A 15444-nucleotide genomic window follows, 5' to 3' on the forward strand; every position below is an offset into this window, starting at 1 on the left:
CATGACCACCTCATCCACCCTCGTCCGGCCCGACCGTGCAGAGCGCAAAGCCCAACGTGACTCGGCGCGCACCTTCCGGCAGAAGGCCAGCCCGGTCTCCACCGGCATCCTCATCATCGGCGCGATCTACTGCCTGTTCCCGGTTTTCTGGGTGCTGATGGCATCGAGCAAGGACAGCTCCGAGCTGTTCTCCACCTTCACCCTGATGCCCAGCAGCCACCTGTGGGACAACATCGTGGAGCTCAGCCAGTACCGCAACGGCTTGTTCTGGCGGTGGGTGCTCAACACGGCCATCTACGCCGGCGTCGGCGCACTGGCGTCCACCTGGATCTCGGCGATCTCCGGTTACGTCCTGGCCAAGTTCGAGTTCCCCGGCAAGAAGGTGGTCTTCTCGATCCTGCTGATGGGTGTGCTCGTGCCGGGTGTGATCCTGGCGATCCCGCAGTACTTCCTGCTCGCCGAAGTGGGGCTGACCAACACCATGTGGTCGGTGCTGCTGCCCCAGATCATCAGCCCTTACGGCATCTACCTGGCCCGGATCTATGCGGCGGCCTCGGTGCCGACCGAGGTCATCGAAGCCTCCAGAACCGAGGGGGCCGGTGAGCTGTACATCTTCAACCGCATCGCCCTGCCGATGATGGGCCCGGGTCTGGTGACGATCTTCCTGTTCCAGTTCGTGGCCGTGTGGAACAACTTCATGCTGCCGTACATCATGCTCGGCGACGACAAGCTGTTCCCGGTCACCGTCGGCCTCAGTGGCCTGCTCAACCAGGGCGCCTCTGCGCCGTCGATGTACACCCTGGTGATCACCGGAGCGCTGCTGTCCATCATCCCGCTCATCATTCTGTTCCTGGTCTTGCAGCGCTACTGGAAGGTGGATCTTGCCGCCGGCGCGGTCAAGGCCTGACGATCGCTAGGATTCACACGTGACCCCGCCCCCCGCGAAGCGCCGCCCGACCATCGACGATGTGGCCGCGGCCGCCGGCGTGTCCCGCGGCACGGTGTCCCGGGTGCTCAACGGCGGTCACTGGGTGAGCCCGGATTCCCTCGCCTCGGTCAACGCCGCGATCAAGAAGACCGGCTACCGGGTCAACCCGCACGCCCGGAGCCTCGCCACGAGCCGCGCCAACTCCGTGGCGTTCCTCCTCACCGAAGCCCACGAGCGCCTGTTCGAAGACCCCAACTTCGCCGTCCTGATGCGGGGCGCCTCCAAGGCCCTGTCTGCCCACGATATTTCGCTGGTGCTGATCATGGCGGGCAACGAAGACGAACAGCGCCGCGCCACCGAGTTCATCACGGCGGGCCATGTCGACGGGGTGCTGCTGGTCTCTTCGCACAGCAGTCGTCGCGGCCTGATCTCCGAGATCATTGCCGCCGGTGTTCCGGCGATCGCGTGTGGCGTGCCGTTGGGTTTCGAAAAGAAGATGGGTTACGTGGCCGCCGACGACTACGACGGTGCTGGCGAAATGGTGCGTTACCTCGCCGGCCTCGGACGCACGCGGATCGCCACGATCGCCGGCCCTGAAGATACCTCGGGCGGCATACGTCGGTACGACGCCTACGTCGATGAACTCGGCGACGCCTTCGACGCCTCGCTGGTGGCGCGCGGCGACTACAGTCGGGCCAGCGGGGCGCTGGCCATGACCGAGCTCTTGCTGCGCAACCCCGACCTGGACGCGGTCTTCGCCGCCAACGACGTGATGGCCGCCGGCGCCATCGACGTGCTTCTCGCCCAGGGCCGGCGAGTGCCCGAGGACGTCGCCGTCGGCGGGTTCGACGATGCCCCGATCGCCACCATGACCACGCCCGCCCTCACCACGATGCACCAGCCGTTCGAACGGATCAGCGAGGAGATGGTGCGTCTGCTGCTCCGCGTCATCGACGGAGAGCGACCGGCGGCCATCGTCCTGCCCACCGACCTGGTGGTGCGCGCGAGCGCGTAGACCGCCTCCGACGGGCCAGTTTGCAATTGTGACTGTCACATTTGCCGTGCCACCCCTCATGTGACTGTCACATCGTGGCTGCCGTGCGGGTCCGACCCGTGCATAATTGGGGTGCGTTCACATTTGTGACCGTGCACATTCGAACGAGGCCTGTCCCGTGTCAGCTGAATTGCCCAAGAGTCGCGCACCCAGCATCCGGGATGTCGCGCGCCTTGCCGGTGTCTCGCACCAAACGGTCTCGCGAGTGCTGAACAACCATCCGAGCATCCGCGATTCCACCAAGGCCCGGGTGCAGCAGGTCATGGAGGATCTGCAATACCGACCCAACCGTGCCGCTCGGGCGCTCTCCCGTGGCACCTCGCGAACGATCGGTGTTCTGTCGGCGTCCAGCTCGCAGTACGGACCGGCCAGCAGTATCGCGGCCATCCAGGATGCTGCCAGGGACGCCGGGTACTACGTGAACACGGCCAACCTCACCTCGGTCGATCCAGAGTCGATCGAGGCGGCCCTCGACCACCTGATGCTGCAGTCCGTGGAGGGGATCGTCGTGATCGCCCCGCAGATGCGGGTCTTCGACGTGCTCGAGCAACTCTCGATCGCGGTGCCCTACGTCACCCTGCAGTCCACCGGGCGGCTGAACGACCACGGACTCTCCGTCGACCAGATCTACGGTGCCCGCTTGGCCACCCGGCACCTCATCGACCTCGGGCACCGCAACATCTACCACCTCGCCGGCCCGCAGGACTGGATCGAGGCGGAGGCGCGCATGCGCGGTTTCCTGGACGAGATGGGAGCAATGGACGTGCCGACAACGGCACCGATCCTGGGCGACTGGACGGCAGACTTCGGTTACTACGCCGGCCGGGAACTCCTGCGGGTGCGCGATTTCACGGCCATCTTCTCCTCGAACGACCAGATGGCGCTCGGCCTCATGCACGCCATCCGCGACGCCGGGCTCGATATCCCGGGCGACGTCAGCGTGATCGGTTTTGATGATATTCCGGAAGCGGCACACTTCTGGCCGCCGCTCACCACCGTTCGCCAGGACTTCTCCGAGCTCGGCCGGCGCTGTATGGCCCTGCTGCTCGACGACATCACGGACGGGCCCGCAGAGCAGCGCAGCGCCATCATCCCGGAGCTCATCGTGCGCGCGTCCACAGGCCCGCCCGCTTTCTGACCGGCCGGCGACTCAGCGGCCGCGACCCCGATTCGGGACCCCGGGACCGGGCGTTACGCAAAAGTGACCAACCGAACTTGACAGATGATTCCCAGATGCGGCTAACATGAGGTCAGCAATGTGACCGTTCACATTTGGTGTCACATTCGCATCACCAGCACCACCTCAGACAAGGGAGTCGATTCTGTGAGCACGTCCACCGCTCAGCACGCCGCACCGGCAGCCGCTGCAGACGAGTCTTACGTCACCGGAATCGACCACGAACCTTCTTCGGACCGGTCCATCGCCGTCGACATCGAGTCGGTGTTCGCATGAGCACTTTTGGACCGCAGATTGAGGTGGCGATTGCCCGGGTGCGGGCGGATATCGCTCGGTTGCACGGGGAGCTGACCGCGAATGGCTTGGTCGTGTGGACTGGCGGGAATGTGTCGGGTCGGGTGCCGGGTGCTGACCTGTTCGTGATCAAGCCCAGCGGGGTGGATTACGCGGATTTGGCGCCGGAGAACATGATCCTGTGTGATCTGGATGGCGTTGTCGTTCCGGAGACGCCGGGTTCGGACCGGTCGCCGTCCAGTGACACGGCCGCGCACGCGTACGTGTATCGGAACATGCCCGAGGTCGGTGGTGTGGTGCACACGCATTCGACCTATGCGACGGCGTGGGCGGCTCGGGGTGAGGAGATCCCGTGTGTGATCACGGCGATGGCTGATGAGTTCGGCGGTCCCATTCCGGTGGGTCGGTTCGCGATCATCGGTGACGACACCATTGGGCAGGGCATCGTCGAGGCCCTCGCCGGGCACCGCTCGCGTGCGGTGTTGATGCAGAACCATGGCCCGTTCACGATCGGCAAGGATGCCCGCGATGCGGTCAAGGCCGCTGTAATGGTCGAGGACGTCGCCCGTACGGTGCATCTGGCCCGTCAGGGCGGGGACCTCATCCCGATCCCGCAGGCCGCGATCGATTCTCTTTTCAACCGTTATCAGAACGTCTACGGACAAGCACCGCAAGGAGCACTCAAGTAATGTCACTCTCCACCCCCACCGCCTTGGCCACGACCCTGGATTCCTATGAGGTGTGGTTTCTCACGGGAGCCAGAACCTCTACGGCGAAGAAACCCTGCGGCAGGTCGCCGAGCAGTCGAAGGCGATCTCGGACGCGTTGAACGCGTCGAGCGCTGTGCCGGTCACGGTGGTGTGGAAGCCGGTGCTGAAGGACGCCGAGTCCATTCGCCGGGCCGCTCTGGACGCCAACAGTGATGACAACGTGATCGGGTTGATCGCGTGGATGCACACGTTCTCGCCGGCGAAGATGTGGATCGGTGGTCTCGACGCGCTCCGCAAGCCCCTGCTGCACCTGCACACGCAGGCCAACGTGGAACTGCCCTGGAGCGAGATCGACTTCGACTTCATGAACCTGAACCAAGCCGCGCACGGCGACCGGGAATTCGGCTACATCCAAACCCGTCTCGGTGTGTCGCGGAAGACCGTCGTGGGCCACGTGTCGAACCCGGCCGTGACCGCGTCGATCGGCACCTGGACCCGCGCTGCGGCCGGGTGGGCGGCATCACGGAGCATGAAGCTGGCCCGGTTCGGCGACAACATGCGTTACGTCGCCGTCACCGAGGGCGACAAGACCGAAGCCGAACTGCGGTTCGGCGTGCAGGTGAACACCTGGTCGGTCAACGAACTCGCCGACGCCGTGCACGCCGCCTCGGATGCCGACATCGACGCTCTCGTGGCCGAGTACGAGACCCTCTACGACGTGGTCCCGGAGCTTCGGAAGGGCGGGGACCGGCACGAGTCGCTGCGTTACGGCGCCGCGATCGAACTGGGCTTGAAGTCGTTCCTGGAAGCGGGCGGGTTCAGCGCCTTCACCACGAGCTTTGAAGACCTGGGTGCGCTCAAGCAGCTGCCCGGCCTGGCCGTGCAGCGCCTCATGGAGCAGGGCTACGGCTTCGGCGCCGAGGGCGACTGGAAGACCGCGATCCTCGTGCGCGTGGCCAGCGTCATGGGCGCGGGCCTGCCCGGCGGGGCGAGCCTGATGGAGGACTACACCTACGACCTCACCCCGGGAGCCGAGCTCATCCTCGGCGCCCACATGCTCGAGGTCAACCCCGCCCTGTCCACCACCAAGCCGACCCTGGAGATCCACCCGTTGGGCATCGGTGGCCGCGAAGACCCGGTGCGCCTGGTCTTCAACGCCGACCCCGGCCCCGCCGTGGTCGTCGCGATGAGCGACATGCGCGACAGGTTCCGCCTCGTCGCCAACGTCGTCGAGGTCGTCGAACCCACCGAAGCCCTACCCAAGCTCCCCGTGGGCCGCGCCGTCTGGTCGCCGAACCCGACTTCGCGACCTCCGCCGCAGCCTGGCTCACCGCCGGCGCCGCCCACCACACCGTCATGTCGACAGCCGTCGGCATCGAGGTGTTCCACGATTTCTCCGAGATAGCCCGCACCGAGCTCCTCGTGATCGATAAAACCACCACCCTGCGGGACTTCACCCGCGAGGTGCGCTGGAACCAGGCCTACTACCGCCTCGCGCAAGGCCTGTAACACCACTGCATCACCAACACACAGCACCATCAGCTTTTTACGTATTGACATCAATGTCGATTGACAACACGAAAGGAAACACCCAGTGAAGTTCAAATCACTCCTCGGCGTCCTGGCGACTGGAGCCATGGTCGTATCCCTCGCAGCCTGTTCAGGCGGAGGCTCCGGCTCTGACGCGGGCGCCGGCGACGGCGGTCTCGTGGGCGTCGCGATGCCCACGAAGTCCTCTGAGCGCTGGATCAACGACGGCAACGCCGTCAAGGAACAGCTCGAAGCCAAGGGCTTCAAGGTCGACCTGCAGTACGCAGAAGACGACATCCCCACCCAGGTCTCCCAGATCGAGAACATGATCACCAAGGGTGCAAAGGCCCTGATCGTGGCCTCCATCGACGGCACCACGCTCACCAGCGTGCTCCAGGACGCCGCAGACGCCGACATCCCCGTCATCGCCTACGACCGACTGATCCGCGACACCGACAACGTCAGCTACTACGCCTCCTTCGACAACTTCAAGGTCGGTCAGCAGCAGGCGTGGTCCATGCTCAACGGCCTCGGCCTCGTTGGGCTCGATGGAACGCCCACCGACGGTGCCCCCGCCGGACCGTTCAACGTTGAGCTCTTCGCCGGTAGCCCGGATGACAACAACGCCACGTTCTTCTACAACGGTGCGATGGACGTCCTCCAGCCGCTCATCGATGACAAGACCATCATCGTCAAGAGCGGCCAGACCGACTTCAACACGGCGGCGACGCTGCGTTGGGACGGCGAAGAGGCACAGAGCCGCATGGAGAACATCCTGACGTCGACGTACTCCGACGGCAGCAAGGTCAACGGCATCCTCTCCCCGTACGACGGCATCTCGCGAGGCATCATCTCTGCTCTCGAGGGTGCCGGCTACTCGACGGGTGCCGAATGGCCCGTCATCTCCGGCCAGGACGCCGAGCTCGACTCGGTCAAGGCCATCGTCTCCGGTGAGCAGTACGCCACCATCTTCAAGGACACCCGCAAGCTGGCCGAGGTCGCCGTCTCGATGACCCTCGCCCTGCTGAACGGTGACACCCCGGAGATCAACAACACCACCGACTACGACAACGGCGTGAAGGTTGTGGACTCCTACCTCCTCGACTCCGCAATCGTGGTCAAGGACAACATCACGGAGCAGCTGGTTGACAGCGGCTACTGGACCCAGGCCGAGATCGACGGCTAAGAGTCACGTGTTCTGACCGGCCGGCGGGGCTCACGCCCCGCCGGCCGGTCACCACAAAGCATTAGACCTCAGAAAGGAACGCACGTGACCACCAACATCCTCGAGATGCGCGGTATTACCAAGACCTTCCCCGGCGTCAAGGCGCTACAGGACGTGACGCTCAATGTCGCTCGCGGCGAAGTTCACGCCATCTGTGGTGAGAACGGCGCGGGCAAGTCCACGCTTATGAAGGTGCTCAGCGGCGTCTACCCGCACGGCACCTACACCGGCGACATCGTCTTCGAAGACGAAGTCGTGGAATTCAAAGACATTCGGGACAGCGAAGCCAAGGGCATCGTCATCATCCACCAGGAACTCGCCCTGAGTCCCTACCTCTCCATCGCGGAGAACATCTTCCTCAACAACGAACAGCGCGGCGCTCTCGGCCTGATCGACTGGAACAAGACCAACAGCGAGGCCGTCAAGTTGCTCGCCCGCGTGGGCCTGCGCGAGAACCCGACCACCAAGATCATGGACATCGGTGTTGGCAAGCAGCAGCTCGTGGAGATCGCCAAGGCCCTCTCCAAGCGCGTGAAGCTTCTCATCCTGGACGAGCCGACGGCCGCCCTCAATGACGAGGACTCCGACCACCTGCTCAACCTGATGCTGCACCTCAAGGGCCAGGGGATCACCTCGATCATCATCAGCCACAAGCTGAACGAGATCAAGAAGGTCTCCGACGCCGTCACGGTCATCCGCGATGGCAAGGCCATCGAGACGATCGCAAAGCAGGAGGTCACCGAAGACCGCATCATCAAGGACATGGTCGGCCGCGACCTCGAACACCGCTACCCGGACCACACGCCCAACATCGGCGAGGAGATCCTGCGGGTCGAGGATTGGACCGCCCACCATCCCCAGGACCCCAACCGGGTCATGGTCGACAACGTGAACTTGAACGTGCGCCGCGGCGAGATCGTCGGCATTGCCGGCCTCATGGGCGCCGGACGCACCGAGTTCGCGATGAGCCTGTTCGGTCGTACGTATGGCAGCCGCATCAGCGGCAAGGTCTTCAAGGCGGGCAAGGAGATCAAGACCCGCACGGTGACCGAGGCGATCGACAACGGTATCGCCTACGCCACCGAGGACCGCAAGACCTACGGCCTCAACCTCATCGAGGACATCAAGCGCAACATCTCGATGGCATCCCTCGGCAAGCTCGTCAAGGGTGGGCTCGTCGACGACAACGAAGAATTCAAGATCGCCAACGAGTACCGCACGAGCATGAACATCAAGGCACCGACCGTGCTGGCCAAGACCGGGAAGCTCTCCGGTGGCAACCAGCAGAAGGTCGTGCTGTCGAAGTGGATCTACTCGAACCCCGATGTGCTGATCCTGGATGAGCCCACCCGCGGTATCGACGTCGGTGCCAAGTACGAGATCTACGCGATCATCAACGCCCTCGCTGCCCAGGGCAAGGGCGTCATCGTGATCTCGTCCGAGTTGCCGGAACTGATCGGCATCTGCGACCGCATCTACACCCTTTCCGAAGGACGCATCACGGGAGAATTCCCCATCGACGATGCCACCCCGGAAACCCTCATCAAGCACATGACCATGGAAAAGGCCCGTTAGCGTCGGCGCTATCGGAATAGGAGAAACGTCAAAATGAGTGATCTCGACACCAAGCCGGCGAGCAACACGGCCGCAGGCGCACAAGTCAATCCCAGCAACTCCAAGGTGGGGGCCTGGCTCAGCCACGTCGTCACCGACCTCGGTAAGAACGGTATCTTCATCGCGCTGATCGTGGTGGTCGTGCTGTTCAGCTTCCTGACCGACGGCATCCTGCTGCGGCCGCAGAACATCTCGAACCTGATCGTGCAGAACGGTTACATCCTCGTTCTCGCGGTGGGTATGGTGATGGTCATCATCGCCGGCCACATCGACCTGTCGGTCGGATCGGTCGCCGCCTTCGTCGGTGCCGTGTCCGGTGTGTTCGCGGTGAACTGGGGTCTGCCCTGGTGGCTGTCCGTCATCCTGTCGCTTTTGGTCGGCGCCCTCGTGGGTGTCTGGCAGGGCTTCTGGATCGCGTTCGTGGGCATCCCCGCCTTCATCGTGACCTTGGCCGGCATGTTGATCTTCCGCGGGCTCGCGCTCGTGGTGCTCGGCAACGCCAACATCGGTTCCTTCCCGGCCGAGTACCGCGCGCTGGGTAACGGCTTCCTCACGGACATCTTCGGCGAGTTCGAGCTGGACCCGCTGACCTTGGGTGTGGCAGCACTGGCGGTCATCGCCCTGATCGTGCAGCAGGTGCGCACCCGTCGCGGCCGTGCCTCGTACGGCCAGGAGGTCGAGCCGCTCGCCTGGTTCATCGCCAAGCTCGTTCTGATCACCGCCGGTATCGGTCTGTTCGCCTACGCCCTCGCCTCCTACAAGGGCATCCCGGTCACCCTGATCGTGCTGGCCGTGCTGGTGCTGGTCTACGGCATCATCATGAACCGCAGCGTCTTCGGCCGTCATATCTACGCCATCGGTGGCAACCTGCACGCCGCTGAGCTTTCCGGTGTGAAGACCCGCAACGTGACGTTCTGGCTGTTCGTGAACATGGGCGTGCTCGCTGCCCTCGCAGGCCTGATCTTCACCGCCCGGCTCAACCTGGCCGGCCCGAAGGCCGGTGACGGCTTCGAGCTCGAGGCCATCTCCGCCGCCTTCATCGGTGGCGCGGCTGTTCAGGGTGGTGTCGGCACCATCGGTGGCGCCATCATCGGTGGTCTGATCATTGGTGTGCTGAACAACGGCATGTCGATCATGGGCATCGGCATCGAGTGGCAGCAGGCCGTCAAGGGCCTCGTGCTGCTCCTCGCCGTGGCCTTCGACGTCTACAACAAGCGTCGCGCCGGCGGCCGCTAACTGCCCCGCCCCATCCGGCCGCTGGCCCCGCATCCTCTCTACGGACGCGGGGCCAGCGGTTTCTCTGCGCCCGTCCCGCCCCGCCCCGCCTGTGCGTACGCTCGCTCGCAGCAGATGAAAGTGCTCGCGGCAGGTGTTAATGCTCGCAGCACGTGTTAATGCGCCACTTTTCGCACGCTGCGAGCACTTTTGCACGCTGCGAGCACTTCCACACGCCGGGAGGAGGGACCGCGTGCCGGGTAGACCTCCACAGGGGCGGATGTGCACGGGTTGTGCACCGAGCGTGGGTGGGGCCCGCGCCGCGGCGGCGGGGGAGTGACGCTGGCAGCATGGTCACTTCCCAGCGTCCCACCCCATCTCACCCGGTTCTCCGTCTCACCGAAGTCGTGGCACTGCGTTTTGACGGATTGCTTCCGTCCGCGGCCCTGCGGGAAGCCGGGGTTCCGCCGCACAGTTTCCAACGCCTCTGCGTCGAGGGCGTGCTGCACTGCATCCGCCGCGGCGTCTATGTGACGGAGGAGCGTTGGCGACGAGCGGATGCCGGCGAGCGGTACCGGCTTCTGGTTCGGGCGACCGCCCTGGCGGCACACAGCCAGCCCGTTTTCTCGCACCAGTCCGCGGCGGTGCTGCACGGCCTCCCGATCATCGGCGGATGGCCCGACACGGTGCACACCATCACCTCCGGTGCCAGCGGAGGCAGTAGAAACCGATTCACCACCGGACATCAGGGGCCTTCTCCGGAGGTCGTGGAGACCACATCAGGCTGCCAGCTCACATCGCTAGCGCGCACGCTCGTCGACGTGGCGGCGTCATCCTCGCTGCTGGTCGGGGTGACAATGCTGGACCATGCGCTGCGAGTGGGGCAGGAACGAGCCGCGCGGGCACGGGGCCCACGTGACGGCGGCCTCGCGGAGTCGACCCTGCCGGGGGTGACCAAGGAGGAACTGTACCGCGAGCTGGACGCCGTGAATCCTCGGACGGGGCGGCGTCGGGCGGAGCAGGCGATTGCGTTTGCGAGCCCGCTTGCGGCGAACCCGGGGGAGACGCTCAGCCGGGTGCGGATCTTCGAGCTGGGCTTCGAGGTGCCGGAACTGCAGGTGCGGTTCCCCGACATCCTGGGCGGTGACGCCTGGGTGGACTTCTTCTGGCGCCGGGTGCGCAAGATCGGCGAGTTCGACGGGTTCCTCAAGTACGGATCGGGACCGGTGCTCGGCGACCGCGACCCGAGCTCGGTGGTGTGGGCGGAGAAGCAACGCGAGGATGCCCTGCGGGCCCGCGTGGACAGTTTCGACCGGTGGGGTTGGGAGGTGGCTTTCTCGTCGGCTCGGTTCTTCGCGTTCCTGACGGAGCGGGGTGTGCCCCGGGCGTGAGCAGGTGGCAGGTGGCAGGTGGCAGGTGGCAGGTGGCAGGTGAGCAGGTGGCAGGCGGCCGCGGGGCTGCCAGACGCCGGCCTCCGAATCGTCCGATCCACGGGCGATCTGCCGGCGCGATCCGTCAGCGCGATCCGTCAGCGCGGGCGGTCACGCGGTGGCTGACCGGCGTGCACTGGCCGTAGGCCGGAGGTCGTCGTGGGGGTCGGGCGGGTAACTCTGGGTAGATGCGCGCTCGATCAGTTCGGGGACCGACTGGCGAATGATCGAGTCGGCGCCGTTGATCCGGTCGAGGAGGGCGCTGAGCAGGTCCCGGCCGATGCGCTCGAAGTCCTGCCTCACGGTGGTGAGCGGGGGAGCCAGGTATTCGGCCTCTGGGACGTCGTCGAAACCGATCACGCTGATGTCGCCGGGAACCGATCGCCCCCGCACGGTCAACGCGTGCATGAGTCCTATCGCCATCTGGTCGTTCGCCACGAAGACCGCGCTGAGGGTGTCGAGGTCGCATTCCATGCCGAACCGGTACCCGGCCGACGGCGACCAGTCGCCCGTTCCGATCACTCGGGTCTCGAGGCCTCGGGAGGCCAGCTCGTCGCGCCAGCCCCGCTCGCGTTCTCGCGCATCGACGGAGTCCCGGGGCCCGGCCAGGTGCGAGATATGCCGGTGACCCAGTTCGGCCAGGTGGGCGACGGCGCTGCGGGCGCCGGTGTACTGATCGGCACCCACTGTGGTGATGCCGGTGCGCGGCGTGGCCTCCAGCGCGACAACCGGGATGGCCAGTTCCATGCCCGCGACGACGTCGACGATGCCCTGGTGGCTGGTGATCACGGCGATCCCCTCCACGTTCTGGCGCAGAAAAGCTTCGACCACAGCCCGGATGGACGCCGGCTCGCTGTCGATCATGCTGGCGGTGAACACCGACCAGGACGCATCCCGGGCCGCGGCGTTGAAGTAGAGCTGGGTGGATGAGGGGCCGAACTCCGGCACGCCCGTGGCCATCAGCCCGATCGTGCGCGAGCGCCGGGTGACGAGTGCGCGCGCGGCCGGGGAGGGCACGTACCGCAGTTTCTTGATCGCCTCTTCGACGCGCACCCGCGTGGAGGCCCGCACATTGGGCAGGTCGTTGAGCACCCGGGAGACCGTCTGGTGGGACACCCCGGCGAGACGGGCGACGTCGAAGATCGTCGCCTGACGAGGTGTGTCCTCTCTCACTGGGTTCCCTCTTCCGGCGGCCTGTATCGCCCCGCGACAGCGGGGCCGGACGACTCACGCCGGAGGTCGACAGCCCCCGCCGGATAGTGTCCTAAAACGAACTGTAGTCGAGTGCCCGCGCGGTCAAGTGTCCCGCGCCGACCGGTCAGCGTCCCGCCCTCCGATCTCTCGGCTCGGCGATGCCGGCCCCCTCGGCGCCATCCTCGCCACCGTCCGCGATGGCGGCGAGCAGCCGGCCGACGGTGAGGTCGTTATTGGTGAGATCGCCGACCTTCCGGCGGTCCCGGAGCACCGCGACTCGGTGGCTGATCCGCAGGACCTCCTCGAGCTCGGCCGAGATGAACACCACGGCCAGGCCGTTCTCGGCCAGGTCGGAGACGAGCTTCTGGATCTCGGCCTTGGCGCCCACATCGATGCCGCGGGTGGGTTCGTCGAGGATGAGCAGGCGCGGCGCGATGGCCAGCCAGCGGGCCAGGAGGACCTTCTGCTGGTTGCCGCCGGACAGGTTGCGTACCAGGGCGTTCGGGTCGTTCGGGCGGATGTTGAGCGCCTGGATGTAACTGGCCGCGAGTTCGTTCTGCCGCTTGCGGGGTATCCGCCGCGCCCAACCCAGGTCGGCCTGGAGGGCCAGTGCGATGTTGTCGCGGATGGTGAGATCGCCGATGATGCCCTCGGTGCGGCGGTCCTCCGACGCGTAGGCGATGCGCTGCCGCAGGGCGTTTCGCGGGCTGCGGAACCGCCGGACCCGCCCGTCGACGCGGATCTCGCCGGTGTCGGGCCGGTCGATGCCCGCGAGCAGCCGCGCAAGCTCGGTGCGACCCGAACCGAGCAGGCCGGCCACGCCGACGATCTCGCCCTCGTGTACCGACAGGTCCAGTGGGGTGATGCCGCCGTCGCGGCCCAACCCGATTGCGGTGAGCAGTGGCGGATCGACGAGCAGATTGTCTTCGAGGTCGCTCTCGCTGGTGCGGGCCTGGATGTCGACGAGCACCGAGAGGTCCTTGCCGATCATCTTGTGCACAAGGTCGATGCGGAGGAGTTCATCCGTGAGGTACTCGCCCACGAGCCGGCCGTCCCGCAGCACGGTGAGCCGGTCGGAGATTTCGTAGACCTGCTCCAGGAAGTGGGAGATGAAGAGGATGGCGACGCCGGACTCCTTGAAGCCGGCGATCACCCGGAACAGCTCGGTGACCTCGTCGTTGTCCAGGCTCGAGGTCGGTTCGTCGAGGATCAGCACCTTGGGTCGCACCACGATGGCCCGTGCGATGGCGACGAGCTGCTGCACGGCCGGGGAGTGGTCGGACAACCGCGACGACGGGTCGATGTCGAGGTTCATGGTCTGCAACAACTCGGCGGTGCGCCGCCGGGCGGCAGGCCAGTCGATGGTGCCCCACCGGCGTCGGGGTTCCCGGCCGAGCATGACGTTCTCGGTCACGCTCAGATTCGGCAGGAGGTTGACCTCCTGATAGACGGTGCTGACCCCTGCGCGCTGGGCGTCGGCAGGCCCGGTGAAATGCACCGGAGCACCATCGATCTCGATGGAGCCGTGGTCGATCGACTGAACGCCCGTCAGGGCCTTGATCAGGGTGCTCTTGCCCGCGCCGTTCTCGCCCATGAGCGAGTGCACCTCGCCGGGGAACATCCGGAAATCCACGTCGTCGAGAGCCCGTGCCCCGGGGAACTCCACCGTGATGCCGGTCATCCGCACCAGCGGTTCAGGCGCGCTCACGGCGCCCGCCCGGCCGCATTCGTGCGCCGGCAGGCAGCAGCGTCACTGCACGTGTGCACTCTCGCGAACCTCCTCGTCCACCTGAATGTTAGGGTTCACAACCGGATGCCGCAACTGCGCGGCCCCGCGCTCGGCCGCTGGAGAAAGGGCCTTGACAATCTGAAGGGCCCAGTTGTAGCCTCCGTGTGACGCAATTGTGAAGGCTAACAATTCGAAAATGACGACGAGGTCAGCGATGACCGACCTGCACACGTCGCCCAATTGTTAGCGATCACAGGACGCTTTGCACCGAAGCCAAGTCCAGTTGGACGCATTCACACTGTTGACACGTAGACCGTGTCGGCAGATCTCAAGGAGGAGATCCATGGCACACACAGCACGATTCCGGGCATTCGCGGGTTTGGCCCTCGCCGGAGCGATGGCATTGAGCATCACGGCCTGTTCTGCAGGCTCAAGCGACGAGGGGTCCGCCCCGGCTGGCGATGACATCGTCACCGTCGGTTTCGTCGCCGTCGGCCCCGAGGGCGGCTGGCGCACCGCGAACGAGAAGAACATCCAGGACTCGTTCTCCACGGAGAACGGCTTCGACCTCAAGTACGCACCGGCCACCAATGGAGACCAGAACTCGCAGATCACCGCGTTCACGTCGTTCATCGACGAGGGCGTCGACGTGATCCTGCTCTCCGCCACAGAGGCCACCGGCTGGGAGGACGTGCTCAAGCGGGCTCAGGAAGCCGAGATCCCCGTGGTGCTCCTCGACCGCGGCATCGAGCCGAACGACGAGAGCCTGTACACGAGCCGCATCGCACCGGACAACGTGGGCATCAGCGCGTCGGCCGCCGAATGGGCCAACTCGCAGTTCCCGGATGGCGCCAACTACGTGGTCCTCGAAGGCCCGCCCGGCCTGTCGGTTGTGAACGACCGCAATAAGGGTTGGGACGCGAACGTGGCCGACAACCTGGTCAAGCTCGAGAGCCAGTCCGCCAACTGGTCCACCGAAGAAGCCAAGAGCGTCTTCGAGACGATGCTCAAGGCCAACAACAACAACATCCAGCTCGTCTTCGCCCAGAACGACGAGATGGGCCTTGGCGCCGCCCTGGCCGTTGAGGAAGCCGGCCTCAAGCCCGGCACCGATGTGAAGATCATCACCATCGACGGCACCAAGGCCGCGCTCGAGGCACTCGCTGCCGGACGGCTCAGCTTCGTCGCCGAGTACAACCCGCTGTTCGGTGATGACGCCATCTCCGTGGTGAAGGCCGCACTGGCCGGCGACTCCGTCGAGTCCAGCATCGTCGTGCCGAGCACGACGTTCGACTCCCCTGAAGCGGCCACCACGGCGCTGCCCGACCGCCAGTACTAGCTCCG

General features: G+C 65.6%; 12 protein-coding genes and 1 pseudogene. 11 read left to right on the top strand and 2 right to left on the bottom strand.

Features of this window, described 5'->3' with window-relative positions:
* Position 1: 1 nt before the first annotated feature.
* The 10 genes and pseudogenes from KY500_RS18385 (at position 2) to KY500_RS18425 (ending at position 11138) form a co-directional block, all read left to right on the top strand.
* Positions 2-907 carry a carbohydrate ABC transporter permease gene (locus KY500_RS18385; RefSeq protein WP_219901738.1) on the top strand — a complete coding sequence of 302 codons (906 nt, stop codon included), beginning with the start codon at positions 2-4 and terminating at the stop codon, positions 905-907.
* 19 nt (positions 908-926) lie between these two features.
* Complete coding sequence (locus KY500_RS18390) at positions 927-1943, top strand: LacI family DNA-binding transcriptional regulator (protein ID WP_219901739.1); 1017 nt, start codon at positions 927-929, stop codon at positions 1941-1943.
* Between the two features lie 157 nt (positions 1944-2100).
* The gene (locus tag KY500_RS18395) at positions 2101-3120 is read left to right on the top strand and encodes a LacI family DNA-binding transcriptional regulator (RefSeq protein WP_219901740.1); all 1020 of its coding nucleotides are present in this window, start codon (positions 2101-2103) and stop codon (positions 3118-3120) included.
* A gap of 186 nt (positions 3121-3306) precedes the next feature.
* Complete coding sequence (locus KY500_RS19590) at positions 3307-3435, top strand: hypothetical protein (protein ID WP_255579567.1); 129 nt, start codon at positions 3307-3309, stop codon at positions 3433-3435.
* Positions 3432-4142 carry an L-ribulose-5-phosphate 4-epimerase gene (locus tag KY500_RS18400; protein ID WP_219901741.1) on the top strand — a complete coding sequence of 237 codons (711 nt, stop codon included), beginning with the start codon at positions 3432-3434 and terminating at the stop codon, positions 4140-4142. Before KY500_RS19590 ends, KY500_RS18400 begins: the two co-directional genes overlap by 4 nt.
* A pseudogene (gene araA / locus KY500_RS18405) lies at positions 4142-5672 on the top strand (L-arabinose isomerase). The gene KY500_RS18400 and the pseudogene araA overlap by 1 nt, the downstream one beginning before the upstream one ends.
* A gap of 127 nt (positions 5673-5799) precedes the next feature.
* Complete coding sequence (gene chvE, locus KY500_RS18410; RefSeq protein ID WP_219903531.1) at positions 5800-6879, top strand: multiple monosaccharide ABC transporter substrate-binding protein; 1080 nt, start codon at positions 5800-5802, stop codon at positions 6877-6879.
* An 84-nt stretch (positions 6880-6963) separates the two neighbouring features.
* Positions 6964-8493, top strand: a complete 1530-nt coding sequence (mmsA, locus tag KY500_RS18415; protein ID WP_120338298.1) for a multiple monosaccharide ABC transporter ATP-binding protein — start codon at positions 6964-6966, stop codon at positions 8491-8493.
* 33 nt (positions 8494-8526) lie between these two features.
* Complete coding sequence (mmsB, locus tag KY500_RS18420) at positions 8527-9768, top strand: multiple monosaccharide ABC transporter permease (protein ID WP_066592399.1); 1242 nt, start codon at positions 8527-8529, stop codon at positions 9766-9768.
* Between the two features lie 329 nt (positions 9769-10097).
* A complete protein-coding gene (locus KY500_RS18425; protein WP_219901742.1) occupies positions 10098-11138 on the top strand; it encodes a hypothetical protein in 1041 nt (346 codons plus the stop codon).
* A 150-nt stretch (positions 11139-11288) separates the two neighbouring features.
* Here the strand turns inward: KY500_RS18425 and KY500_RS18430 are convergent, their stop codons facing one another.
* Together KY500_RS18430 and KY500_RS18435 are read right to left on the bottom strand one after the other, a co-directional pair.
* Complete coding sequence (locus KY500_RS18430; RefSeq protein WP_219901743.1) at positions 11289-12350, bottom strand: LacI family DNA-binding transcriptional regulator; 1062 nt, start codon at positions 12348-12350, stop codon at positions 11289-11291.
* 145 nt (positions 12351-12495) lie between these two features.
* Entirely contained in the window at positions 12496-14052 is a 1557-nt protein-coding gene (locus KY500_RS18435) for a sugar ABC transporter ATP-binding protein (protein ID WP_219903532.1), read from the bottom strand.
* 391 nt (positions 14053-14443) lie between these two features.
* On the opposite strand from KY500_RS18435, the gene KY500_RS18440 reads away from it, so the two are divergent.
* Positions 14444-15439 carry an ABC transporter substrate-binding protein gene (locus KY500_RS18440; RefSeq protein ID WP_219901744.1) on the top strand — a complete coding sequence of 332 codons (996 nt, stop codon included), beginning with the start codon at positions 14444-14446 and terminating at the stop codon, positions 15437-15439.
* Positions 15440-15444: the final 5 nt, after the last annotated feature.

Origin of the sequence: Cryobacterium sp. PAMC25264 (assembly GCF_019443325.1) — a bacterium.
In the GTDB taxonomy this organism is placed as follows: domain Bacteria; phylum Actinomycetota; class Actinomycetes; order Actinomycetales; family Microbacteriaceae; genus Cryobacterium.

What these genes read in the sequence shown, in the direction of transcription:
- mmsB (WP_066592399.1), top strand. Translation starts at nt 8,527, where the DNA reads ATGAGTGATCTCGACACCAAGCCGGCGAGCAACACGGCCGCAGGCGCA.
- KY500_RS18435 (WP_219903532.1), bottom strand. Translation starts at nt 14,052, where the DNA reads ATGACCGGCATCACGGTGGAGTTCCCCGGGGCACGGGCTCTCGACGAC.
- chvE (WP_219903531.1), top strand. Translation starts at nt 5,800, where the DNA reads ATGGTCGTATCCCTCGCAGCCTGTTCAGGCGGAGGCTCCGGCTCTGAC.
- KY500_RS18425 (WP_219901742.1), top strand. Translation starts at nt 10,098, where the DNA reads ATGGTCACTTCCCAGCGTCCCACCCCATCTCACCCGGTTCTCCGTCTC.
- KY500_RS18400 (WP_219901741.1), top strand. Translation starts at nt 3,432, where the DNA reads ATGAGCACTTTTGGACCGCAGATTGAGGTGGCGATTGCCCGGGTGCGG.
- KY500_RS18440 (WP_219901744.1), top strand. Translation starts at nt 14,444, where the DNA reads ATGGCACACACAGCACGATTCCGGGCATTCGCGGGTTTGGCCCTCGCC.
- KY500_RS18385 (WP_219901738.1), top strand. Translation starts at nt 2, where the DNA reads ATGACCACCTCATCCACCCTCGTCCGGCCCGACCGTGCAGAGCGCAAA.